The sequence below is a fragment of the Salipaludibacillus sp. HK11 genome (assembly GCF_047795645.1).
GTDB lineage: Bacteria > Bacillota > Bacilli > Bacillales > Salisediminibacteriaceae > Salipaludibacillus.
Genome location: NZ_CP181045.1, coordinates 4,513,714 through 4,538,720 on the forward strand (window position 1 = coordinate 4,513,714; position 25,007 = coordinate 4,538,720).

General features: G+C 35.9%; 19 protein-coding genes and 1 riboswitch. Of the genes, 17 read left to right on the plus strand and 2 right to left on the minus strand.

Annotated elements, in window-relative coordinates:
- Positions 1 to 39 precede the first annotated feature (39 nt).
- The 8 genes from ACM26V_RS21380 (at position 40) to ACM26V_RS21415 (ending at position 10,954) form a co-directional block, all read left to right on the plus strand.
- Positions 40 to 1,062: a carbohydrate ABC transporter permease gene (locus tag ACM26V_RS21380; RefSeq protein ID WP_416148790.1), complete on the plus strand. Its 1,023-nt coding sequence runs from the start codon at positions 40 to 42 to the stop codon at positions 1,060 to 1,062.
- A gap of 2 nt (positions 1,063 to 1,064) precedes the next feature.
- Positions 1,065 to 1,895, plus strand: a complete 831-nt coding sequence (locus tag ACM26V_RS21385; protein ID WP_416148791.1) for a carbohydrate ABC transporter permease — start codon at positions 1,065 to 1,067, stop codon at positions 1,893 to 1,895.
- 190 nt (positions 1,896 to 2,085) lie between these two features.
- A complete protein-coding gene (locus tag ACM26V_RS21390; protein ID WP_416148792.1) occupies positions 2,086 to 2,721 on the plus strand; it encodes a YesL family protein in 636 nt (211 codons plus the stop codon).
- A 109-nt stretch (positions 2,722 to 2,830) separates the two neighbouring features.
- Positions 2,831 to 4,672, plus strand: a complete 1,842-nt coding sequence (locus ACM26V_RS21395; RefSeq protein ID WP_416148793.1) for a hypothetical protein — start codon at positions 2,831 to 2,833, stop codon at positions 4,670 to 4,672.
- Positions 4,673 to 4,686: 14 nt separating this feature from the next.
- The gene (locus ACM26V_RS21400; protein ID WP_416148794.1) at positions 4,687 to 5,820 is read left to right on the plus strand and encodes a glycosyl hydrolase; all 1,134 of its coding nucleotides are present in this window, start codon (positions 4,687 to 4,689) and stop codon (positions 5,818 to 5,820) included.
- A 45-nt stretch (positions 5,821 to 5,865) separates the two neighbouring features.
- Entirely contained in the window at positions 5,866 to 7,590 is a 1,725-nt protein-coding gene (locus ACM26V_RS21405) for a glycoside hydrolase family 35 protein (protein WP_416148795.1), read from the plus strand.
- 118 nt (positions 7,591 to 7,708) lie between these two features.
- Positions 7,709 to 9,568: a DUF2264 domain-containing protein gene (locus ACM26V_RS21410; protein WP_416148796.1), complete on the plus strand. Its 1,860-nt coding sequence runs from the start codon at positions 7,709 to 7,711 to the stop codon at positions 9,566 to 9,568.
- Positions 9,569 to 9,730: 162 nt separating this feature from the next.
- Positions 9,731 to 10,954 carry an MFS transporter gene (locus ACM26V_RS21415; RefSeq protein WP_416148797.1) on the plus strand — a complete coding sequence of 408 codons (1,224 nt, stop codon included), beginning with the start codon at positions 9,731 to 9,733 and terminating at the stop codon, positions 10,952 to 10,954.
- 213 nt (positions 10,955 to 11,167) lie between these two features.
- Here the strand turns inward: ACM26V_RS21415 and ACM26V_RS21420 are convergent, their stop codons facing one another.
- Entirely contained in the window at positions 11,168 to 11,716 is a 549-nt protein-coding gene (locus ACM26V_RS21420) for a GbsR/MarR family transcriptional regulator (RefSeq protein WP_416148798.1), read from the minus strand.
- Positions 11,717 to 11,977: 261 nt separating this feature from the next.
- Here ACM26V_RS21420 and ACM26V_RS21425 point away from each other — a divergent pair, with 261 nt between their 5' ends.
- From ACM26V_RS21425 to ACM26V_RS21460, 8 genes are all read left to right on the plus strand, one after another.
- On the plus strand, positions 11,978 to 13,108 hold the full coding sequence (locus tag ACM26V_RS21425; RefSeq protein WP_416148799.1) for a betaine/proline/choline family ABC transporter ATP-binding protein: 1,131 nt from the start codon (positions 11,978 to 11,980) through the stop codon (positions 13,106 to 13,108).
- Positions 13,109 to 13,750 carry an ABC transporter permease gene (locus tag ACM26V_RS21430; RefSeq protein WP_416148800.1) on the plus strand — a complete coding sequence of 214 codons (642 nt, stop codon included), beginning with the start codon at positions 13,109 to 13,111 and terminating at the stop codon, positions 13,748 to 13,750.
- A gap of 37 nt (positions 13,751 to 13,787) precedes the next feature.
- A complete protein-coding gene (locus ACM26V_RS21435; protein WP_416148801.1) occupies positions 13,788 to 14,699 on the plus strand; it encodes a glycine betaine ABC transporter substrate-binding protein in 912 nt (303 codons plus the stop codon).
- A 14-nt stretch (positions 14,700 to 14,713) separates the two neighbouring features.
- Complete coding sequence (locus tag ACM26V_RS21440) at positions 14,714 to 15,355, plus strand: ABC transporter permease (RefSeq protein ID WP_416148802.1); 642 nt, start codon at positions 14,714 to 14,716, stop codon at positions 15,353 to 15,355.
- Between the two features lie 86 nt (positions 15,356 to 15,441).
- Entirely contained in the window at positions 15,442 to 17,493 is a 2,052-nt protein-coding gene (locus tag ACM26V_RS21445; RefSeq protein ID WP_416148803.1) for a CocE/NonD family hydrolase, read from the plus strand.
- Between the two features lie 225 nt (positions 17,494 to 17,718).
- Positions 17,719 to 18,363 (plus strand): SDR family oxidoreductase, encoded by a 645-nt coding sequence (locus ACM26V_RS21450; protein WP_416148804.1) that lies wholly within the window; start codon positions 17,719 to 17,721, stop codon positions 18,361 to 18,363.
- 247 nt (positions 18,364 to 18,610) lie between these two features.
- Entirely contained in the window at positions 18,611 to 19,984 is a 1,374-nt protein-coding gene (locus ACM26V_RS21455; protein WP_416148805.1) for an MATE family efflux transporter, read from the plus strand.
- A 159-nt stretch (positions 19,985 to 20,143) separates the two neighbouring features.
- A riboswitch (cyclic di-GMP riboswitch) is annotated at positions 20,144 to 20,225 on the plus strand.
- 97 nt (positions 20,226 to 20,322) lie between these two features.
- A complete protein-coding gene (locus ACM26V_RS21460; RefSeq protein ID WP_416148806.1) occupies positions 20,323 to 22,629 on the plus strand; it encodes a putative bifunctional diguanylate cyclase/phosphodiesterase in 2,307 nt (768 codons plus the stop codon).
- A gap of 118 nt (positions 22,630 to 22,747) precedes the next feature.
- On the opposite strand, the gene ACM26V_RS21465 is transcribed toward ACM26V_RS21460, so the two are convergent.
- Complete coding sequence (locus ACM26V_RS21465; RefSeq protein ID WP_416148807.1) at positions 22,748 to 23,740, minus strand: ABC transporter substrate-binding protein; 993 nt, start codon at positions 23,738 to 23,740, stop codon at positions 22,748 to 22,750.
- A gap of 256 nt (positions 23,741 to 23,996) precedes the next feature.
- Here ACM26V_RS21465 and ACM26V_RS21470 point away from each other — a divergent pair, with 256 nt between their 5' ends.
- The gene (locus ACM26V_RS21470) at positions 23,997 to 25,001 is read left to right on the plus strand and encodes an ABC transporter substrate-binding protein (protein ID WP_416148808.1); all 1,005 of its coding nucleotides are present in this window, start codon (positions 23,997 to 23,999) and stop codon (positions 24,999 to 25,001) included.
- Positions 25,002 to 25,007: the final 6 nt, after the last annotated feature.

The following is a 25,007-nucleotide window of genomic DNA, read 5'->3' on the forward strand; positions in this document are numbered from 1 at the left end:
GATGGGCTTTTAAATCTTCAATTAGAGGGTGAGGTTAGTATGGCTAGAGAGCAAAACGATCTTAAACAGAACAGACCTAATACAGAAAGTGTTGAAAAAAAACCGGAAATCCCAAGTGTAAATAAACAAAAAAGAAAAAAAGCAGTTTGGGCGTATATTTTCCTTATGCCTCAGATAATCGTCTTTTTTATCTTTTCGGCCTACCCAATTGTAATGAGTTATGTGTATTCATTTTATGATTGGTCGGGAGTTGGTCCATTAAACAACTTTATTGGCTTAGCGAATTATATTCAGCTGCTGAATTCACCAAGGTTTTGGAATTCTTTTTTAGTATCAATTTACTACATTCTTGGAACTACAGTTATTGGAGTTGGGGTAGCGCTAATTCTAGCTATTATCTTGAATGATGCGAGACTTAAAGGTAAAGGGTTCTATAGAGCAGTTTATTTTCTTCCTGTAGTAACTACAACTGCGATTGTAGGTATTATTATGAGTAGTATTTTTGGGACTCGAGGTTTAGTCAACACTGTATTGCAATCACTAAATCTAATAGATTCTTCAATACCATGGTTAACAAACGGCACGTTAGCAATCACGATTTTAATTGTTGTGGGTGCATGGAAAGGTCTAGGCATTAATATGGTCTATTGGTTAGCTGGATTACAATCAATTCCAAATGACTTATATGAATCAGCTCAGTTAGATGGGGCGGGTTTTTGGAAGACACTTAGATACATTACTCTACCTCTTCTAAAGCCTATGCTTGCTGTCATTGTATTATTATCATTAGTTAGTGGTATCAATGCATTTGACCTAGTCAAAACGATGACAGATGGTGGACCTAACTTTGCCACGGAAACATTAGACTTGTTTATTTATAATTATGCTTTTTCAGCTCAACTTGGTGGAGGTAGTACAAGGATGGGCTATGCTTCAGCTGCAGGTGTTCTATTAGGTTTATTTACATTTGCGATTAGTATGGTGTTTGGTGCTGGTACATTCGGAAAAGATTTATTGAAAATGCGAAATAAGAGCAAGAAGAAAAGTAAGGGTGGTATTTAATTATGATAACTACAAAATCATCTCGACTTATAATTCACATTTCCTTGCTTTTTATTGGACTTATTTGGATTTATCCATTTATTTGGATGGTTCTATCATCACTAAAAACAAATAGTGAGTTTTTAACTAGCGGTACAACAATACTTCCAGAGACACCTCAATGGGGAAATTACACGGAAGCATGGGTTACAGCTAATTTCGCAGGGTATTTTATGAATACAATTATTTTTACTGTTTCTGTCGTCGCAATTGTTATTTTTCTGTCTTCTTTAACAGGTTATGCGTTAGGAAGAATAGACTTTCCAGGGAGAAGAGTTATTTTAATAACAGTTGTTGCAATTATGTTTATACCTAAAGGGTATACCATAATTCCATTATTTCAAATAGTAAGTGCAATGGGACTATCAAACTCTATTCTTGGAATGATTGTAGCGGAAGGATCAGGTGCTCACGTACTTTTCATATTAATGTTTGCATCATTTTTTGCAAATATACCAAAAGAACTTGAAGAAGCTGCTGAAATTGATGGAGCAGGATTTTTGACAGTTTTTTCAAGGGTGATGCTTCCATTAAGTATGCCGATAGTAGCAACTACTGCGATTATGCAATTTATTTGGACATGGAGTTCTTTTTTGATACCTCTGGTACTTTCTCTAAGTCGTCCGGAAATAAGAACACTCGCTGTTGGAATGCAAAGTTTTGTTCAAACGTATGCAGCTGATTACTCAGGGATGGCAGCAGCAGCTACGATTTCCTTAGTGCCAGTAATGCTAGTGTTTATTGTTATGCAGAGATACTTTATTGAAGGAATTGCAGGGGCAGTAAAAAGCTAAGGATTTCTTATGGTTATTAGTGTCTTATTTAGGGTTACAGGTTATCCCCTTTTCATAGACTATATCTTTTGTTTATAAGGGGATAATACTAGTGATCATGTATTAGCTGATTATAAATGTAAGTTTTAGAAATAGTATGTATGAGAAGTGTGTTATTCATTATTGGCAACAAAAGGGAGTGGTGAGACGAATGGAATCTGCTTTATATAAAATATCAACATGGATTATGCGGATGGCATTTGTAAATATATTATGGATATCCTTTACCATCATAGGTTTTGTTGTTTTGGGCTTTTTCCCTGCAACTGTAGCAATGTTTACAATTGTTCGCCATTGGATAAGAGGTGATAGTGACATTCCGATTTATTCTACCTTTTGGAATACCTACAAACAATACTTCTTGAGAGCGAATATCCTAGGAATAATTTTTGCGATTGCAGGGGTTGTATTGTTTTGGGATTTACTGTTTTTTCGAGATTTTGGTGGTCCTATTGGATTCGTGTTATTTTTCCTTTCTATTGTCTTAGCTCTCTTCTATTTAATGACAGCATTTATTTTAATTCCTGTTATTGTTCATTACGATATTAAAACTACCGAGTATATTAAATATGCATTTATTATTAGTTCATCCTATCCACTTCATGCAATTTATATTGGACTAAGTATTTATGTCATTTTTTATGTAACAACTTGGGTTCCTGTAATTTTCTTATTTTTCTCAGGCAGCTTCCTTAGCTTAGTGATTATGCGTTTTGCTTACACGGCATTTGAAAAAATAGAAAAAAAGAAAGAATCGAGGGCGATAATTGAAACAGCGGAACAATAGTGGCATTCTAGTAAGTAAATGGTTGTAAGGATTAATTAGAGTTGGACCTCCGGAACTCCACTTCATTTTGTTTCATTTCAGAGATTAGTCCTATGTAAAGAGGGATACGATGAATCAAACTCAAATTAAATCATTGATGGGCTCCATGCCCCTAGAAGGGTCCGTTTTATTTTCGAGTAAAGATGAACAATGTAACTGGTTTGAAAGGTTAAACCAAAATTCGCCGATGTTAAAAGAAATTAAAATGGAAGCTGAAAGGTTTATTAGCGAAAATGATCCTGAACTAACCTATTCATTATTTAAATTATATGAAGAAACAGGATCACGTATGGAATATCAAACTATTTATTTTGCTAGACGAAGACGTTTGAATACATTTGCAATTATGCTGTTACTAGAACCGAATCATTTACAATACAGAGATGCATTACAAAATACAATATGGTCGATTTGTGATGAATATACTTGGTGTTTGCCTGCTCACTTGGCGAATAATCCAGAAACATCATCAGGACACAATTTTTCTCTTTATCAGAAAACAACCCGAGAAAATTTGAGGGTTACAATAGACTTATTTTCTGCCGAAACAGCTTTTGCTTTGAGTGAAATTTTAAAATTAACAGAGCATTTAATTGATCCTTTGATAGGTAAACGAATCCATGAAGAAGTGTATAGAAGAATTTTTTGGCCATTTCAAAACGGTGAGTTCGGATGGGAGACGGCTACTCATAATTGGGCATCGGTATGTGCGGGATCTATTGGTTCGGCAGCGATTCACTTAATAGATGATTCAGAGGAATTAGCAGTCGTCTTAGAACGTGTGGTACGTACGATGACATACTATTTAGAGGGATTTAATGACGATGGTGCTTGTTTGGAAGGGTACGGATATTGGCAATATGGTTTTGGATATTATGTTTATTTTGCAGACTTGCTGAAGAGAAAGTCTAGTAGGAAAATTGATTTGTTTCAATCGGAAAAAGTTCATCAAATTGCTCTTTTCCAACAAAAAAGTTTTTTAGGTGAAGATATGATTGTTAATTTCTCTGATTCTGTACCTAAAGCTCAAGTTTTTCCAGGGCTTAGTCATTACTTACATAAGCTCTATCCAGATGTAGAAATTCCGGAAGTAGAGTTACATACGAAATATACAGATGACCACTGCAGTAGATGGGCTCCGGCGATTCGAAATTTGCTATGGTTTGATGAGCGAGTGGAAGGACAACCTTGGAAGGAAGCAAGCTATTATCTTCCGGATGCTCAATGGTTGATTTCGAGATATTCTTCAATGCAGGGGAGGTTTGCTTTCGCTGCAAAGGGAGGACATAATGCTGAGCCGCATAATCATAATGACATCGGTCAATTCATGCTTTATGGAAAGAATGAATTATTTTTAAAAGATTTAGGGAGTGGGGAATATACAAGTAAATATTTTGGTCCGGAAAGATATAATATTGTATGTAATGGTTCACAAGGCCACTCAGTTCCAATCATTAATAATCAACACCAACAGGCAGGGAAGACATTTGCCGCTTTTAACAAAGAGATCGTAAAGGAAAAAGAATATGAGCAATGGAAACTTGATATTTCTGCTGCCTACGATATTGCTAGTTTAAAGCAGTTAGTGAGGAAGTTCACCTGGGAAAAGCATGGAAATCCTAGACTAATCTTAGAAGATTATTATATATTTTCAGAACATCCAGGCGCTATTGTTGAAAGATTAATAACACCGAATTTATTAATAGAAGAAGATGGGAATTGTGTTTTTCTTATAGGTAGTGCTGGTCAGAAATTAAAGATTATATTTGAACGAAATCAACTGGAATTCCAACAAAATAAAATGTATTTCCGCAATCATAAGGGTGAAAAAGAAGCATATATGGCTCTTGATTTTATTGTCAAAAAGCTAGAAAAGAGCTGTACAATCAAGTTAGAGTTTGAATTTGAGTAGGAAAGGGTGGGAAAATGGTTAATGAACGTGAGTGGATAGATGAAGCTTGGAGCGACATAACAAACAAAATATTGAGAACAAGTAAAAAGATAGGTGCGAATTTTCCTCATGCAAGTGTAGGTGGTGAGTATGAATTTGCTGCCCCCCATTGGTGGACGGCAGGTTTTTGGCCAGGGCAGCTTTGGTTAATATATCGTGATTCAAAAGAAGAATCGCTTCGAAAAATAGCCGAAGAATGTGAAGAACAGTTAGATAATGTTATTACAGATTACTATCGATTAGACCATGATATTGGATTTATGTGGACTTTAACGAGTATTGCAAGATATAAGCTTCTAGGAGATGAAGATTCAAAACGTCGTGGACTGTTAGCGGCAAATTTATTAATGGCGAGATTTAATGTGAATGGAAACTATATTCGTGCTTGGAATCCTTGGTTCGAAGGTGATGAAAATAGAGGTTATGCGATTATCGATTGTGCGATGAATTTATCGATTCTATTTTGGGCTTCGGAACAAACCGGGGATCCGCGCTTTAAATCAGTTGCAATGAAGCATGCCGATACGATTCTTGAACATTTTATTGAAGCGGATGGATCTGTTCACCACATCGTTAACTTTAATCCAGAAACGGGAGAACGAATCGAGTTTATTGGTGGTCAAGGATATGCTTCAGATTCTGCATGGACTAGAGGGACAGCTTGGGCAATATATGGCTTAACTATATGTTATGAATATACGGGAGAAGATAAATACTTACAGACTGCCAAAAACGTAGCGCATTTTTTTATAGCAAATTTACCAGAAGACTATGTTCCGCATTGGGACTTTCGAATTCCAGAAGACGTGACATCGTATCGCGATTCATCTGCTGGAGCAATTGCCGCACCTGGGTTATTGTTATTAGCGGAAAAAGTTCCCCAAAAAGAAGCACATATATATAAGAATGCTGGAGAAAAAATCTTGCAATCTTTATATGAAAACTATGGTGCTTGGGATAATCCGAATGAAGATGGTGTAATACTTCACGGAACAGGTCACTATCCAGAGCAGAAAAATTTGAATAACCCACTTATTTATGGCGACTACTTTTTTGTAGAAGGAATTGCTAGATTAAAAGGGTATACAGATTTATTTTGGCAAAAGTAATTTACATAAGAAAATACAGTTGGAATAATTCAGGGGGCGAACACAATGTTACAAGCAAAAAATGCAGAATTTCATTTAAATAACAAACCAACTCAAATTCTATCTGGCGCTATTCATTATTTTCGAATCGTACCAGAATATTGGAAAGATCGACTTCAAAAGTTAAAAGCATTAGGGTTGAATACTGTAGAAACTTACGTACCATGGAATTTTCATGAACCAAAGAAGGGTAAATACGAGTTTACAAGGTTGGCTAACTTAGAGAAATTCATTGAAACGGCGCAAGAGTTAGACCTCTATGTTATCGTGCGTCCTTCTCCATATATTTGTGCCGAATGGGAAATGGGTGGATTACCAGCATGGTTATTGGCTGAAAAGGATATAACGATTCGATCTAGTCATCCTGTCTTTTTAAAACATGTCGCAGAGTATTACAATGAATTATTGCCAAGGTTAGAAAGGTTTCTCCAGAAAAATGGAGGCCCTATCATTGCGATGCAGATAGAAAATGAATATGGTGCATATGGTAACGATCAAGTTTATTTGGAGTTTTTTAAAGAGCAGTACGCTAAACATGGGATGGATACGTTTCTTTTCACCTCAGATGGACCAAACTTTATCGAACAAGGGTCGTTACCTGACATAACGACGACATTGAATTTTGGTTCAAGGGTAGAAGAATCATTTGCCACGTTAGAGAAATATAAACCAGGTTCTCCTAAAATGGTGGCTGAATTTTGGATCGGCTGGTTCGATCACTGGTCAGGGAAGCACCATACGAGAGATCCGAAAGAGGCAGCAGAAGTTTTCGAGGAATTAATAAAACAGAAAATCTCTGTAAATTTCTATATGTTTCACGGAGGAACCAATTTTGGGTTTATGAATGGTGCAAACCACTACGATAAATATTATCCAACGATAACGAGTTATGATTATGATAGTCTGCTATCTGAAAATGGAGAAATAACCGAAAAATATAAAGAAGTAAAAAATGTATTAAGGAAGTATACGGAAGTACCTGAAGATGTGGAAAACGTTATAGAGACGAAAAACCTAGGTACAGTGACTCTGCATGAATCGGTCAGTTTATTTGATACATTGCACGAGGTTGGGACAGTTACCGAGAATTTAACACCGAAAAGCATGGAAGATGTAGGGCAACAATATGGCTATATTCTCTACAGCACAAACGTTAACAAAAAAGGTCTATTAAAATTAGATACGGAACCAATTCGTGATCGGGCTTATATCTATATTAATGGAAAGTATGAAACGACGGTTTATATAAATGATGAAGAGGAAGAAGTGTTGTTAGATTTCCCTAAAGATACAAATACATTAGAAATTTTAGTGGAGAATATGGGTAGAGCAAATTATGGGAAACATTTAATAGATAAAAAAGGATTAACGAAAAACATTTGGTTAGGAGGACAGTACTGGTTTAATTGGGTAATGCATTCTATTGAATTGAATCATTTACCAAAGGATTATTCACTAGCAAAAGACGGCCGTTATCCTAAATTTTTTCGAGGAACATTTGATGCAAAGGAACAACACGACACGTTTGTAGATACAGAAGGGTTTAGCAAAGGGAATATCTTTATAAATGGATTTAACTTAGGAAGATATTGGAATGCAGCGGGCCCTCAGCAGAGATTATACTTACCAGGTCCTTTATTAAAAGAAAAAAACAATGTCGTTACAATACTTGAGCTAGAAAACACATCAACAAATGAAATAAGATTAGAAGATAAACCGAAATTAGGGTAATAGAAAGTTGATTACTTGTCATTTGAAGCGCCAGTAAAGTAATAATTATACTGGCGCTTTGTTATAGGTGAAATGAAGATAATCTAAAACTTACACTTTACAAACTGGAGGTATTTAAATGAAAAATTTTGATCTACCAATTTATCAGAATCCTCTTAAAACGAGAGAAGACATTAATGTAGCATTGGAGCAAATTTGTCAGCCATTAGAGAGTAAATTTAGTGATGGTTATGCTTCGCTTCATGTTGGAAATACGAGTGCAGGCTGCCCAGATCCTGTGGCAGAGTTAGAGGGATTTTCGAGATTGCTTTGGGGAATCGTTCCCCTTTTAGCCGGAGGAAGGGAGTACAGTCAATGGGAAACGACCTTGCAAGGAGTAAAAAATGGTACAAATCCTGATCACGAGGAATATTGGGGCGATATCAACGATTTTGACCAAAGAATTGTTGAGATGGCTGTATATGGTTTTGCTCTAGCACTTGTACCGGATAAAATTTGGGAGCCATTAAATGAAAAGGAAAAAAGTAATCTTATTTCATGGCTCTCTCAGATAAATACTTATAAAGCACACGATTGTAATTGGTTACTGTTTGCTGTTGTCGTAAACATGGGCTTTAAGAATGTGGGAGTTTCTTATGATAAGGAAAAAATAGAGAATAATTTAGATAGGATTAATGATTATTATATCTCAGATGGTTGGTACTCTGACGGTGTGGATGCTCATTGTGATTACTATAGTTCTTTTGCAATACATTATTATTGTCTATTATATGCAAAACTCATGGAGTCAGACGATCCAGAACGATCAAAACTATATAAAGAAAGAGCTAGTTTATTTGCTCAAGACTTTATTTATTGGTTCTCAAATGATGGTTCGGCTCTTCCTTATGGAAGAAGCCTTACATATAGGTTTGCGCAATCTTCATTTTGGAGTGCAATGATTTATGCTGAAGTGGGAACGTTCTCCTATGGCCAAATGAAAGCAATTGTCTTGAATAATTTACGTTGGTGGTTAAAGCAACCTATTTTTCATGCGGATGGGACATTAAGTGTTGGCTATACGTATCCTAACTTAGTGATGGGTGAGAATTATAATTCTTCCGGATCACCCTATTGGGGATTGAAGACGTTCTTAATATTAGCATTAAAAGACGATCATCCGTTTTGGCAATCAGAAGAGGCTCCACTTCCTTCATTAAAGAAAGTTGCTGTTCAACGTCCGCCTCATTTAGTTATATGTCGTCAGGAAGAAACGAATCATGTGCTGGCTTTTAACTCAGGCCATCCTTCTACAAATGACCACACACATACTTCTGCTAAATATGAGAAATTTGTCTACTCTAATTATTTTGGGTTTAGTGTCCCAAGAGCGGAATGGGGACTTGGGCAAGGGGCATTTGATTCCACGCTTGCATTAAGTGAAGAGGATAACATCTATCGAATGAAGAGGAAAGTAGAAGAATACGACATCGGTGAAAATGTTATCTATACTAAATGGAAACCTTGGAATGATGTCGTTATTAAGACATGGTTAATCGTAGGCGCCCCCTGGCATATACGTATCCATCAGATTGATACGAAAAGAAAATTAGACGTTGCTGACGGGGGATTCGCTTTAGGGAAAACAGATAATGGTTTTCAAGAAGAGAAGCTAGAAGTGATAGATGACGAGCATACGATATCGGCTAAGAATTCATTAGGTATAACTGGTGTAAAAAGTATTTATGGAAATGGAAAGCCAACTCTCATACACCCTAATTCGAATACAAATCTGATAAACTCACGGACTGTGATTCCAATGGTTGAGGCAAAAGTTGATATTGGAACTAGCTATTTAGTGTCTGCATTTTTTGGAGAACCGAGTAGCGGTGAATCGTCGGATAGTTGGAATCATCAGCCTTATGTAGAAATTAACAATAAGGAGATAAAAGTTTATTCAGAAGATAAAAAGACGGTAATTTTTGAACAAAAAATGTAAATTTTAAAAATGACATGTATCTCAAAATTGAGGTACATGTTTTATAGTTGTAATTAATATCTCTTAACCTCATTTTAATCCTATCTGTTCGACAGAAAATAGTGTATATTGCGTATATTGCCTATTAAAACATATAAACTTTCTACGCAGGAGGAAAACAAAATGAAACGTTTGATTTGGCTATTTTATGCTTCTTATTTACTTATTGGATTTGCAAATGTCATCATTGGTGCAAGTCTCCCTGAACTCTTAAGCTATTATAGTCGAGATTATCGTGAGGGTGGTCTGCTTATCTCAATGCAATTTGCTGGGTTTTTAATAGGTGTCATTATGACCCCATTGTGGGTTAAAAGATTAGGGCACCGAAACGCATTGTTATTTGCATTGTCTATGCTATTCATGGCGCAAATGGTCTACGGATTTTTACCTTCCTGGGAATGGATCATTGTTGCGGCGCCTTTTGCTGGATTTGGTTTCGGGATAGTCGAGGCAATAATTGGTGCGTTAATACTGGACTCTGTCAAAGAGAAAAAAGCAGTAGTTATGAGCAAAGTCGAAGTGTTTTTCAGTATAGGAGCTATGCTTATGCCCTTAATAGTTAGTATTTTTATTGTTATTAATTACTGGAACCTGGCTTTCTTTGTATTAGCATTCTTCTCATTGATAATGATCTTCTTATGGATAAAGATTGGTCAGGTGGATGCATTTATTGACAGTCCTACAGAAGACATTCCGAATAAAAAAGATAAAATAATTCAGCCTTCATTGTTAAATGAAGGTACATATAAAAGTGGGGCTCAACTTCCTCTATTTATATTGTTTGTTATTTTATTTGCCACTTATGTAGGTGTTGAAATGAGCATTGCTAATTTTCTTCCTGCAATACTTATTGAGCTAAGTGGTGTCAGTACCGCTGTTGCTTCTTTAAGTGTCACGTTTTTTTGGATTGCTATGTCAGTTGGTCGAATCTTTGCTGGTGTGATTGCTGAAAAAGTGACTTATTATAAATATCTTTTATGGACAAACATAGCTACACTTTTGACACTAATTGCTTTTTCATTTATAAGCGGAATAGTTGGTCTTTTCGTATTTATTTTGATTATTGGACTATTTATGTCGGGTACTTTTGCAATTTCACTTACTTATGCCAATGCGCTTCTCAGCTTGAAGACCGAAAAAATCACTAGTTTACTTATCGCATCAGGTGGTGTTGGCGGTGCGCTTGTTCCGCTTCTTACAGGGTGGAGCATGGAAATGTTTTCGACAGAAGTCACTTTGTGGTTATTTGCTAGTCTGCAGTTAGTATTATTGGTGTTAATTATTTCTACAGATAGAAGAAAAGGGAATCACCCTAAAGGAAAACTTGAGGCAGAGGTTAAAATTTAAAAACCACATGGAAGACGCCTGCTGGCTGAAAGATTTCCTTAATTTGTAACCGATCCCCATTAAAGAAAAACAAAAAATCCTCCCCCAGTGTCACATGCAATGTGCACCCTTAGATTAACTGAGGAGGAATTAAAAATCATAAGATAAATTTACACTTCATAATCCATCAAATTAAGGTTTTAAATGAAAATATGGAGTTAGAAGTGTTACTAGTTATTTATTTTTTAAGTCCTCCGCTTTAGGGACATGTTTGAAAATTTCTTGACTTTCTAGGAAATCTACTAATCTATTAATCCAATCAAAATAGTCAAGTGATCGTTCTGAATTTTCCATATATATTTTAGTTTCTTCTTTTAGGGAATCACTAGCCTCGTCATCTGCTAATATCTCTTGAAGATTTTTTTGGATTTTTCTTTCAATGTTTCTGTTTTTTGTGATTACCTCCTTCCAGTTGGACGTAAAGAGAGAAATGAATATTTGATAATAGTCTCTTTCAACAGTGTAATAATCTTTACGAGACCCTTTGACAAACGTTTTTTCTGCGATGTTTAAATGAACCATCTCTCTTACAACTTGACTCATGCGAGTTTTACTCATGCCTGTCTTTTCTGCGAGTGTATCTAAATCTAACGGTTTACCTTCAAAGTAGATAAAAGCTATCACTCTTCCGATAGTACCTGGAAACCCATAAGATTTCATATTTTCAGCAATTTGTTCAATTATTTTATGATCTACAGCCTCTAATTTTTCTTTACTATTCATATATCACCTAACCCCTAACTTTATTATCTATGATTAAGGTTATCACATAAAGAAAATCTTTAAAAGTTAGTAAATATGAAGGAAATTGTCGCAAATTGGCGTATATCTAAGAAGATAAACTTTATACACAACGTAAACTTAAAATTGTACGAAGTTTATACTATTTTACGTTTATACGACATTTTTAATATGATTGTTGTTTAGGTAGACTAAATGTTGTTGGAATAAATGAATCATTCGGTATTTTAAGGGGGAAGGCTTTTGATACAGCTAAAGAATATTAATAAGATCTATGATGATGGATTTCAAGCGTTAAAAGATATAGATCTCATATTTGAAGAAGGAAAAATCAATGTTCTAATTGGTCCTAGTGGTTGTGGGAAAACAACTACGATGAAACTATTAAATCGATTAACGGAGTACACAGGTGGTCAAATTTTAATAGACGAGAAAAATTTAAAAGAAATGAATCCAATAGAACTACGTCGTCAAATGGGTTATGTCATCCAGAGTATTGGTTTATTTCCACATTTGACTATTTTCGACAATGTCGCTACTGTACCTAAACTACTAAAATGGGACAAACAGCGAATAAAACAAAGAGTCGATGAACTTCTAAGAATGGTTAATCTTGAACCTGATACGTTTAGAAATCGTTATCCATCTGAATTAAGTGGTGGTCAGCAACAGCGAATTGGTGTTATTCGAGCATTAGCTGCTGAGCCTTCTACAATTCTTATGGACGAGCCTTTTAGTGCGCTAGATCCAATTAGTAGAGAACAACTACAAGATGAACTTATTCGTCTTCAAAAAGAGATTAATAAAACAATTGTTTTTGTTACGCATGATATGGATGAAGCGATAAAAATAGCCGATCAAATTATTTTAATGAAAGATGGCGAAATCATTCAAAAGGGGTCACCAAGTGAATTATTAGCAAATCCAGCCAATGATTTTGTGAAAGAGTTTATTGGAACAGAACGATTAGAAAGCGCTAAAAAAATACCTGCACTAAGTGAATTTATCGAAGTTGATTGTCCATCTATTTCGCATACAATATCGAGCGATGAAGCTATTGAGATAATGATTAGGAATAATATGGCGGAAATTCCTGTTGTAGATTCGGATGGTAAATATGAAGGGGTAGTTAGTCTTTATAAAACTTTAGCAAATAAACAAGGTAAGCTACTAGACTTAATAAATCGTCAAAATAATTCAATAGTGGAAAACACAGATATAAATACGGTGATGAAAGAAATTAGCAAGAACCCTAACCCTTCATCAGTATTACCAGTTATTTCGGAAACTGATAAATTGGTCGGCATTGTAGATCGAAGTCAGTTGTTTCAAGCTTTACACCAAATTTATGAGAGTAAGAGTGGTGGGGCTTAAATGGAATTAATCATGGATTACCTGATATTTTGGCAGGAAAGATATGAATCTATTTTGGGGTACACCTATGAGCATATTGTTATTTCTTTTTTCGTTATCTTTTTATCTGTAATAGTAACTGTTCCGCTAGCCGTCTACATGACAAAAATGAAAAGCGAAAAGGTAAAAAACCTGATTTTTAATATAGCTAACATCTTCCAAACGATTCCTACGGTTGCTTTATTAGCAATTATGATCCCAATTTTGGGAATTGGATTCAAGCCAGCGGTTGCGGCATTGTTTTTATATGCCCTTTTGCCATTATTACGAAACACCTACACAGGTGTACAATCAATTGATCCAGCTATTGTTGAATCAGCTAAAGGTATGGGGTTTAGCACAACTCAACGGCTATTTAAAGTCGAACTTCCTGTAGCTCTTCCTTATGTTATGTCTGGAATACGCGTAACTACGGTTTATATTATAAGTTGGACGACACTTGCTGCTTTAATCGGTGCAGGTGGTTTAGGTGACTTAGTATTAGCCGGTATTGGATATAACGATAAACATATGATTTTCACAGGGACAATCCTGGCAATTGCAATTGCATTAATTTTAGATTTGATCTTTGGAAAAATCGAAAAAAAGTTTTCTAAAGTTTAATAAATATATTATATAGAAGAAAAGGGGATTTTTATTTATGAGAAAGATGATATTTACGAGTTTAGTTACCGGAGTTTTACTTACCATGTCAGCATGTGGCAATAGTGGTTCGTCAGATGACTCAGAAGTATTTGAATTTGGAGCGCAGAGAAATACGGATCCAAAAATAATGGCGGAAGTTGTGAAACAATTAGTAGAAGATCAAACAGATCATGAAGTAAATATTACTGAAGATATTCCTGCTAGCCCACAAATAATGGCAGCAATCGATAGAGAAGAATTTGACTTTGCTTTACTATACTCTGGTGAAGTGTACAATAATCACTTTGATGATGATCAAGTAGAGTATTCCACCGATCCTCAAGACACAATTATGCAAGCACAAGAACTGTTTGGTGAAGAGTATGACATGACTTGGTACGATTCCGTTGGATTTAGTAACCAATACGGTATTGCTATTCAAGGAGCGTTTGCAGAAGAAAATAACATCGTAACGATGACTGATTTAGGCGAATTTGCCGAAGACCTTACTTTAGGTACAGATAATTCTTGGATTGAACGCTCGAATGATGGATATCAAGGTTATCAACAGTCTTACGGATATGAATTTGGCGATGCTAGAGGAATGGACGTAGCTTTAATGTATGCAGGTATTGAGAGTGATGATTTAGATGTTGTTACAGCATACACAGTTGACCCACAAATTTTAGAATATGATTTGAAATTACTTGAAGATGATCAGAAGTTCTTCCCACCCTACGATGGTTCACTAGTAGCCAGAAATCAAGTGTTAGATAATCACTCAGATGTTAGTGAAATTCTTGATTCTATTGTTGGCTTAGTTAGCACAGAAGAGATGACCGCTTTAATTCACGAAGTAGATATTAATGAACGAAGTACAGAAGAAGTAGCTAGAGAATTTTTACAAGAAAAAGGCATGCTAGAATAATGGGGTGATTTGGTATGAGCTTTATCATTGAACTAAGTCAGTATATGGTTGAAAATTATGCTGAATTATTATCTTTAACAATGGAACATATATTAATGGTGGTTTATGGGATCGCACTTGCGCTTCTAGTAGGAATTCCATTAGGTATTATTGCTGCTAGATATGAAAAATTCGCACCGTTTATTATTTCTTTAACAAATATCCTTCAATTGGTTCCAAGTTTAGCGATGTTAGCTATCCTCATGCTCTATTTGGGATTAGGTTTTCAAACAATGGTGATAGGGTTATTCTTTTATTCATTACTTCCAATAGTAAGAAATACTTATGTTGGAATAAAAGAAGTAGACGATAGCATTGTAGAGGCAGGGATAGGGTCTGGAATGACGCCATTGCAATTGTTGACTAAAGTGCAATTTCCTTTGTCCATCCCCTTCTTAATGGCTGGATTACGAGTTGCTGCCGTTATCGCTATTGCAGTTGCTTGTATCGGTCCATATATAGGCGCTGGAGGCCTAGGTAAAGAAATTATCTCAGGCATTAGCCTTCAATCCGACGTTAAAATATATGCCGGTGCGATTCCTGCAACAATCTTAGCTATTGTAGCGGACTTTATATTAGGTAAACTCGAAAAAAAGGGGAAACAACGAATCGCGTAGATTTGTGTTTTTTGCTTCTCTTACTCAATTTTAAAAAACAAAGGTTACGAAAAAAGCTAAAAAGAAAGATAGAAAGGTTGTCTATATTGGTATTTAATATAAAAGATTCCAAGGAAAGAAAAGTAAAAACGGAATATCCGAGAGAAATTATTAAGATTGATGATGTTTGGATTCCGATGTCTGACGGTGCAAAATTGGCTGCAACGATATGGTTACCAAATGACGCAGAAGAGAACCCAGTACCAGCAATTCTGGAATATCTTCCATATCGAAAAAATGATTTCACAGCGATCCGAGATTCGATTCGACACCCCTACTTTGCAGGGCATGGCTATGCTAGCATTCGTGTTGATATTAGAGGTTCCGGTGATTCTGATGGTATTTTACTGGATGAATATTTAAAGCAGGAACAAGATGATGCGCTTGAAGTGATAGATTGGATAGAAAAACAACCATGGTCGACTAGATCAGTTGGAATGATCGGGAAATCATGGGGAGGATTTAATGGTCTTCAAGTTGCCGCTAGACAACACCCAGCGCTGAAAACAATTATTACTTTGTGCTCAACAGATGATCGTTATGCAGATGATGTCCACTATCGTGGTGGAAATATATTAGCATCTGACATGCTTTGGTGGGCTTCGACAATGTTTGTCTATAACGCAAGACCACAAGACCCGATGAATGTTGGTTCAAGTTGGAAAGAAAATTGGCTAGACAGACTCGAAAACACGCCGCCATTTGTCGAAAATTGGATGAGGCACCAGCGCAGGGATTCCTATTGGAAACATGGATCAATTGGTGAGGACTATTCTAATATCAAAGTACCGGTGTTTGCGATTAGCGGTTGGCAAGATGGTTATACGAATGCGGTCCTTAGACTATTGGAAAACTTACCGAATGAAAGCAAGGGATTGATTGGCCCATGGGCACATGAATATCCTGAAGTTGCAACACCTGATCCTGCTATTGGATTTTTACAAGAGTGCCTGAGATGGTGGGATCATTGGTTAAAAGGTGAAGAAACCGGTATTATGAATGAACCAAAATTGATCACATGGATTCAAGATAGTGAATTACCTGCAGTTAATTATGATGAGAGACCAGGGAAATGGGTAGCTGATCACTCTTGGCCATCAAAAAATGTCAAGGAACAATCACTTTGGCTTGCAGAAAACAAGCTTGTAGATGAAGTGAAACATGGAGAAACGGTTACTATCCCGAGTGTACAGGAACACGGTTTTTACTCAGGAGTATTCTGTCCATTCGGCCAACCAGGTGATTTGCCAGCTGATCAACGGTTAGAGAATGGGAAATCTGTTGTATTTACATCGGACCCTTTGCAGGAAAAAGTAGAGTTATTAGGTTATCCAGTTTTAAACGCTGAATTATCTGCAGATCAAGAAAATGCATTCTTAGCAGTTAGGTTGTCTGATAAAGCACCAACAGGCGAATCAACTCTAATCAGTTGGGGAATGTTAAATCTGACACATCGAAATTCGCATGAGCACCCAGAACCTTTAGTACCAGGGGAAAAATATAAAATATCTGTGCAACTCGATGTGTTGGGGCAACAAGTACCTAAGGGGCATCGATTGGAAGTCGCCGTCTCACCAACTTATTGGCCACAAGCTTGGCCATCTCCTAAACCTGTGACTCTAACACTTTATTCTGGAGAAGACACAAATATTGCATTGCCGGTTAGAACGCCCCAACCTGAAGATGAAACATGTGGCCATTTTAAACGGCCGGAAGTAGCCAAGGTCATTGAAAAAGAAATTAAACGAACAGAAAATAGAACGAGAAGTGTGTCGCATGATTTGATAAATGGGATTTGGACATTAGACGATTTATCAGACGAAGGTGAGAGGAAATTACTTGTGAACGGTTTAGAGCATGGGAGCATAAATAAAAACACGTACACAATAAAAGAGAATGATCCGTTATCCGCTCACGTTAAATGCGAATGGGAGTTGACAGTTGGTCGAAAAGAATGGCAGACGAAACTAATAAGCCAAAGTGAAATGACTAGCGACGAGACTACATTTTATTTAACAAACACGCTGACAGCTTTTGAAAGTGAGAAAGAGATTTTTAAGAAAACTTGGAAGACAGATATTTCAAGAGATTTAGTATGATAAAAATTCCGCGGTATGATTAATCTACCGTGGAATTTGTTATGGATTTAAACTCATGATAAAGGTCACGGTGGTCACTAATGGGCGTATTGGGATGCAATGATTCGGAGAGTTTTAGATTGGCTCCCCATTAGATAAAGCGAATGAATAGCTAAATCACCTGCATGTTTGATACTCTTTAATAGTGGGAATAATAACCATTGAAACATAAAGGAGTGGATCAACATGAAAGTACTAATTGTAGGTGCAAATGGACAAGTTGCTAGACATAGTCTTAAGCACTTTGGGAAATCTGAAGAACATCAGGCTATAGCGATGGTTAGAAAAGCAGAACAGGGAGCTGAGCTTAAAAATTTGGGTGCTACAGATACAGTTATTGCAGACTTAGAAGGTGATATTTCTCATGCTTTTAAAGACGTAGATGCCGTTGTATTTGCAGCAGGTTCTGGGCCCCATACAGGCGCTGACAAAACCGTTCTCATTGATTTGTGGGGAGCGATGAAAACAGTGGATGAAGCTAAGAAGCAAGGTGTAAAGCGCTTTGTCATGGTGAGTGCCATCAACGTAGATGATCCGGAAAGTGCTCCAGAAAAAATGCGTCATTATGTTGTAGCAAAAAAACTTGCAGATGATCACCTTAAGGCTAGTGGGCTAGATTATACGATAGTAAGGCCTGGTGGACTTACGAACGATGAACCAACTGGAAGAATACTACTTGAAGAGAAAATCGGTCATCGGAATACGACAATTACTCGTGCTGATGTTGGCCATGTTGTAGTAGAAACATTAGACAAGAAAAATACGTATGGCAAAATTTTTGAAATATTAAATGGTGATGTCTCTATTGACGAAGCTATTGAGAAGGTATAATGAAATTACTGAAGCTACAATTTCAGTTTTGGAATTGTAGCTTTTTGAATTTGTTTTAATTTAGAAGGAGTAGAAATAAAAAAAGTCATCTCATAGGGGGAAATCTATGCGATGACTTTTTTGTTGTTTTTGAAATGAAAAGATAAGGATTTATTCAACTTTTTTTGATAGAATAGGATGATGTATATTTTCAGCAGTCTTGTCTGAATATGGTTAAAAATTTAACGATGAAATTATAGGTGAAAAAATGGAACATGTAGAGACAAGCAGAGAAAAAGTACTTCTATTCTCAAGAATATTATGGCCGATTATGGTGACACAAGTTAGTTTTTTTGCAATGAATTTAGTAGATACAATGATGTCTGGCCGGGTAGGTACGGATGATTTAGCTGGCGTTGCGATTGGTTCTAGTTTATGGTTACCGGTGTTCACTGGAATTAACGGTATATTATTAGCTGTAACTACAATTGTAGCGCAGCTAGTGGGAAGTGGTCGAAAAGATAAAATTTCCGAATCGGTGACACAAGCGATATATTTATCAATTGTTCTTGCTCTTATCGTTGTCGTTGGTGGAGTATTTTTACTTGAACCAATTTTATCGATCATGAATTTAACCGATGCTGTAACCCATATTTCTTTGCACTATTTAGTCGGCTTATCAATAGGTATCATTCCGTTATTTTTGGCGAATGTACTTCGCAATTTCTTTGATGGACAAGGGTTCACACGAATAACAATGATTATTACAGTATCAGCAGTTCCTTTTAATGTTTTGTTAAACTATGGCTTTATATTTGGTAACTTTGGATTACCAACATTGGGCGGTATTGGTGCTGGTTATGCAACTGCACTGACGTATTGGATCATTCTGTTTTTTAGTGTATGGATGACATTTAAAGTACCGGTGATTAGACATTACCAAATTCTTGTAAAATGGGTGAAACCATCTTGGAAAACATGGAAAGAGCAGCTTTCGATTGGAATTCCGATAGGTCTATCTATTTTCTTTGAGGCGAGCATCTTTTCAGTTGTAACACTATTGATGGGAGTTATGTTTACTACGGTAACCATTGCTGCGCATCAGATTGCATTAAGTTTTACTTCGCTTATTTTCATGATTCCATTAAGTATTTCGATGGCCTTAACAATTGTTGTAGGTTTTTCTGTGGGAGGGGGAAAGATTCGGGCTGCCAAACAATATGGACGTCTTGGCGTCTGGGGTGGAATTGGCATCTTAGCAGTCGGAGCAGTTTTTCTCTTCTTTTTCAGAGAACAAATTGCGTATCTTTATACAAATGATAGTGAAGTTGTGTTGATGGCAGGACAATTCTTTATTATTGCGATTGTCTATCAACTTTCTGATGCGGCGCAATCAGGATTACAAGGTGTGTTAAGAGGTTATAAAGATGTCAAAGTACCATTTATTACTGCTTTTATCTCTTATTGGATTATTGGGATTCCGGCGGGATATTATTTTTCAGCTTATACAGAACTAGGTCCATTCGGATTATGGGTTGGAATAACGTTAGGTTTAACTTGTGCTGCAATTGGTTTCTATGTTCGACTACAAATTGTTCAACGTCGCGTGGAAATAGGACTAAGTGAGGATAGATTGAAGTAATATAAAATTAAGTAGTAGGGTTTTGTCAACATGGACTTCACAATTTTTGGGTCTTATAGACTATAACTTGATAAATATTTTAGAAAAAAGTACTAGTGATGTTGTTTTTTGTGTTATAATATAACTATAAAATGTAAAGTTAATAAATGTATAGGTGTATTCCGTTAAGAGCAAACTTGTTGAAAAACAAGGACGCAAAGCTACAGGCCTAAGGATGAACTATGGCGGCTGGGTTACCAGGAATAACTAGTTGTTTAAAGGTTATTTCCATGGGGGGGAATAGCCTTTTTATGTATCTTATAGAGAAATTCTGTCTTTATAATATTTGCTATTTTAAAATGTCAATTTTTCAAAAATGTTTGATAGAATGTGAGGTGTGGATCATAGCTAAATGGCGAACGTTATTGTTCCTTATCGGAAGTGTTTTGTTTTTTTATAGCTGGTTTTATATTTTTAGAGAAAATGAATGGATGAGAGTATTCGGTGCAAGCGTTTTTCCAGTTTTGTGGGGATCTTTGAGTTTTTTTTGGATTTTTAAAGCTTACCGGACAATCACAGGGAAGCAGAAGTATTTTTGGTTATTATTAAGTATTGGTATTCTATTTTATATTTTTGCTGATGCATTCTGGTTTTTATACTTTATCTTGGAAGGGGAGACTCATTTCCCTGGCAGTACCTATCTATTCTGGCTCTTAGCTTATATCTTTTTTTTGACGGCATTAACATATAAAGTAAAATTAATAAGTATTTACATTAAAAATAACCATTATCTTTTCAACATTATTATTTTTATGATTTCAGCAGCAGCGATAAGTGTACATTATTTAATGGAACCTATCATACTCCATTCAGAATTTTCCTTTTATTATACAATAATAAATTTAGCCTATCCTATAACGTCACTCAGCATTTTATTCGTTATTACTTGCTTGTATTATTTTTCTCAATTCAGTAACGAAAAACGAATTATGTTATTTATTGTCGTTGGTTTCTTCTTACAAGTGATTTCTGACACGAGTTATGCTTACTTTGAATTAATTGGACAGGTTCACGCACCAGGAAACTATATTGATCCAATATGGTTAACGGCTTTAATACTGATTGGTTTATCTGGCAAGTTTGCCCAAGGAAATCAACGCAAACCAAAGTGGGAAATTAGAAATATCTTCAATGGGCAGGAGGCAGTATTCCCTTATTTAAGTAGTATTATTTTAATTGTTTTAGTAACTCATAGTTATAATTGGGATTTAAATGCGCTAAGTATTGGTTTAATTGTTATCTTCGTATTGATACTTGTGCGCCATTACGTGATAATTCGAAAAAATGAATACTTAGTAAATGAATACAGAGAATTGGCCTATCATGATTCGCTAACGGGATTAAACAATCGTACTAGCTTTCAGAACGATTTAGAACAAATAGTCAATCAAGCTGCTGAAAACAATAAAAATTTAGCGTTACTCTTAATAGATTTAGATCGCTTTAAAATTGTAAATGATACGCTGGGTCATCATATTGGAGACAATATACTAAAAGAGGCATCGGAACGATTGAGTAGTGTATTAGGAACAGATGAAAGTTTATATAGGTTAGGAGGAGACGAGTTTGTTCTAATCCTATCCAATTCTACTAAAAAAAGATGCATTGAATTATCGAAATCGATAAAAAAAGCATTTGTAAAGCCATTTTTTGTAGAGAGGAACGAAATAACAATAACCCCCAGTATCGGAATCTGTTCCTACCCGGAGCATGGTACGAACAGTGAGACATTACTTAAAAATGCGGATGCCGCAATGTATTTAGCAAAGGGGAGAGGCGGGAATGGATTTCACTTTTTCTCTTCAGGTTTACATGATCAATTGGCGCGCAAAATGTTAATAGAGACGGAATTGAGACATGCGATTGACAGAAAGCAATTCACTCTTTACTATCAACCGAAGATAGAATTACAATCGGAAAAACTAGTAGGAATGGAAGCTTTATTACGATGGGATCACCCAGAGTTGGGGCGTATTTCACCTGTTGAATTTATCTCGGTAGCAGAAGAGACAGGTCAAATTATAGCAATTGGTGAATGGGTTATTAGAGTGGCCTGTAAACAAAACAAGGCATGGCAAGAAATTGGATATCCATCATTGTGCGTTTCAGTTAATGTATCTGTTCGGCAATTTCAGCATGGCGATTTTATAGAAACTGTGAGAAATGCTTTGCAAGAAACTGGATTGAAAGCTGAGTTTCTAGAGTTAGAGATTACAGAAAGTATTTTACAAAATGTGGAAGAGTCTAAGGCAGTGTTGATCGGTCTAAGAGAGATTGGGGTAAAAACATCAATCGATGACTTCGGTACTGGCTATTCATCACTTCATATACTTAAGGAATTGCCAATCGATACACTTAAAATAGACAAGTCATTTATTGATGATATTATCGAGGGCTCCGATGAATCAATGGTAAAAACGATTATTGATATTGGGTCAAATTTAAATCTTAGTATTGTTGCGGAAGGCATAGAACATGAGAAGCAAGTGGAAATTTTAACAAAATACAACTGTGGTTTTGGGCAGGGGTACTTATTTTTGAGACCAATACATGCTGAAGGATTTGAGAAATATCTTAAGGACTGTAACATGGTGAATAACATTTAGTAATTTGGGTCTTTTTAAAGGTTAATTTACACATAATTTCGATAAAAGAATCGGTTATATCGAAATGAAAAAGAGGTATTCCGTGCAAACAGAATACCTCTTTCTCAACATAAATGTGTTATTCTCCTGAAAAAAGTTCAATTGCTTCATTTAAAGACTGTTCAACAGCTAATGGATCGTAGTTAAACCAAGGATCTACATTAACAAAATAAACTTGGTCATTTTTTACAGCATCAAGATTTTTCCATAAAGAGCTTTCTTCAATTTGGTGAAACATGCCACCCTCTTCTGCAGCTTCCTCACCATAAACTAACATGATAATATGATCTCCTGCATATTCTGGTAACATTTCCATTGAAATTTCTTCATTAACAAACTCGCTAAATTCCGGATCTTCGTCAAGTATTTCTTGAATGAAATTTGGTGGGGTTAATTCTAAAGAACGATAAATTGAATGGCCGATGTTCCGAGCACCATAAATTCTAAGAACATCTTTTCCCCAAGCCATAAATATTGTAACTATTTCATCTTCACCGATGTTATCTTGTATTTTATCTCTGCCTTCAGCTGCTGCTTCTTCATGAGAAGCAATCCATTCTTCGGCTTCTTTTTCTTTACCTAGTATCGATGCAATTTCATTTAATTGAGTGAAAACATCTCCATACATCCATGGTACTACTACAGTAGGTGCGACTTTACTTAGTTGGTCAACTTCATCAGGGTTTGCCGTAATAATTAAATCAGGTTCCAAGTCTATCACCTTTTCGATGCTAAAGGGATTTCCGATATCTTCTACCCCCTCTTGCAGATCTCCTAGGTAATTATTGTCCAGCACGTGTGAACCTACACCGATAGGTTTTATTCCTAGAGTTAGCATTTGACTTAAATATTGTGTCGTTACAACTCTTTCTGGATTTACAGGGATTTCGACGTCATTTCCTTCTGTGTCAGTATAAATGCGCGTCTCTTCACTTGTTACTTCAATTTCTTCGGTATTGACATCTTCAGCTCCAGTTTCTTCATTACGTTCATTGTTGTTACCGCAAGCTGCTAGAATCCCAACTAAAAATATCACTATAAAAATTCCGGTAATTGACTGCTTAAACTTCATATTGATTGTCCTCCCATTGATTGAAATTCGTTCTGAATTAGAATATAACATGGTACCTGCCTCTCTCTATCTCGTTAATAATGATAATCATTATCAATATATTATGCAAGAATTATTATTAGAAAAATAGACTATAAGAAATTTAGTGCAAATTCTCTTAATATTTCTTTAATAGTATTGACGTCAAAGAAAAACTCCAATACAATGTAAATGATATTGAAAATCATTATCATTTAAAAGTGGAGGAGATTAAATTATGAGAAGTTCCAAAAATACTATTGGTCTATTTTCAGGCCTTTTTTTATTGGCAATTGTATCAGCGTGTGGAACAAATAACGAAGCAGATAGCATGGAGGTCATTGAAGAAAATACGTTGGCAAGTGAGAATGTTAACAATGGTGATGTTGAAAATGATGATGTACGTATTGTAGAACATGCCCTGGGAGAAACAGAAATTGAGGGGACGCCAGATACTATTGTGACGTTATATCAAGGAGCAAACGATGTGATAACAGCTTTTGAGATACAACCTGTTGGGATAGTTGAATCATGGACAGAGAAACCTATTTATGAATATCTGAGAGATGATTTGGAAGGAATAGAAATAGTAGGAGAGGAAACCCAACCAAATTTAGAGGCAATATCAGAACTTAATCCAGATCTTATTATCGCCTCTAGAACAAGGCATGAGGAGATATATGACCATTTAACTGATATTGCGCCAACGATAGTCGGAGAAAATGTCTATGATTGGAAAGATACCCTCGATATTATGGGACAAGCTTTAAATAAACAAGAAGAAGCAGAAGAATTACTAGCAGAATATTATAATAGAATGGAAGATTTTAAGGCGAAGATGGGTGACGAACTACCTATGGAAGTTTCTATTACTAATTTCAGAGCCGACCACGCACGTATATTTTACATGGGATATGCAGGAGGTATTTTAGAAGATGCTGGATTTACGAGGCCAGAGGGACACGATGATCCAGAAGAGTGGGGAATTAAATTATCTTCTAAAGAGAGCATTCCTGAAGCAGAAGCTGAAATGATATTTAATTTTAACTCTGGAACAGAGACAGAACAAATTGAACAAACGTTTGAAGAATGGACAAGTCATCCATTGTGGGAAAACCTCGAAGCGGTAAAAAATGATCAAGTAGTTATGGTAGAAGAAGTGCCGTGGAATAGCGCTGGCGGTTATATCTCTGCTCATATGATGGTAGATGATCTTTTTGAAATTTTTGATATTGAAGAGTAAGTGTCA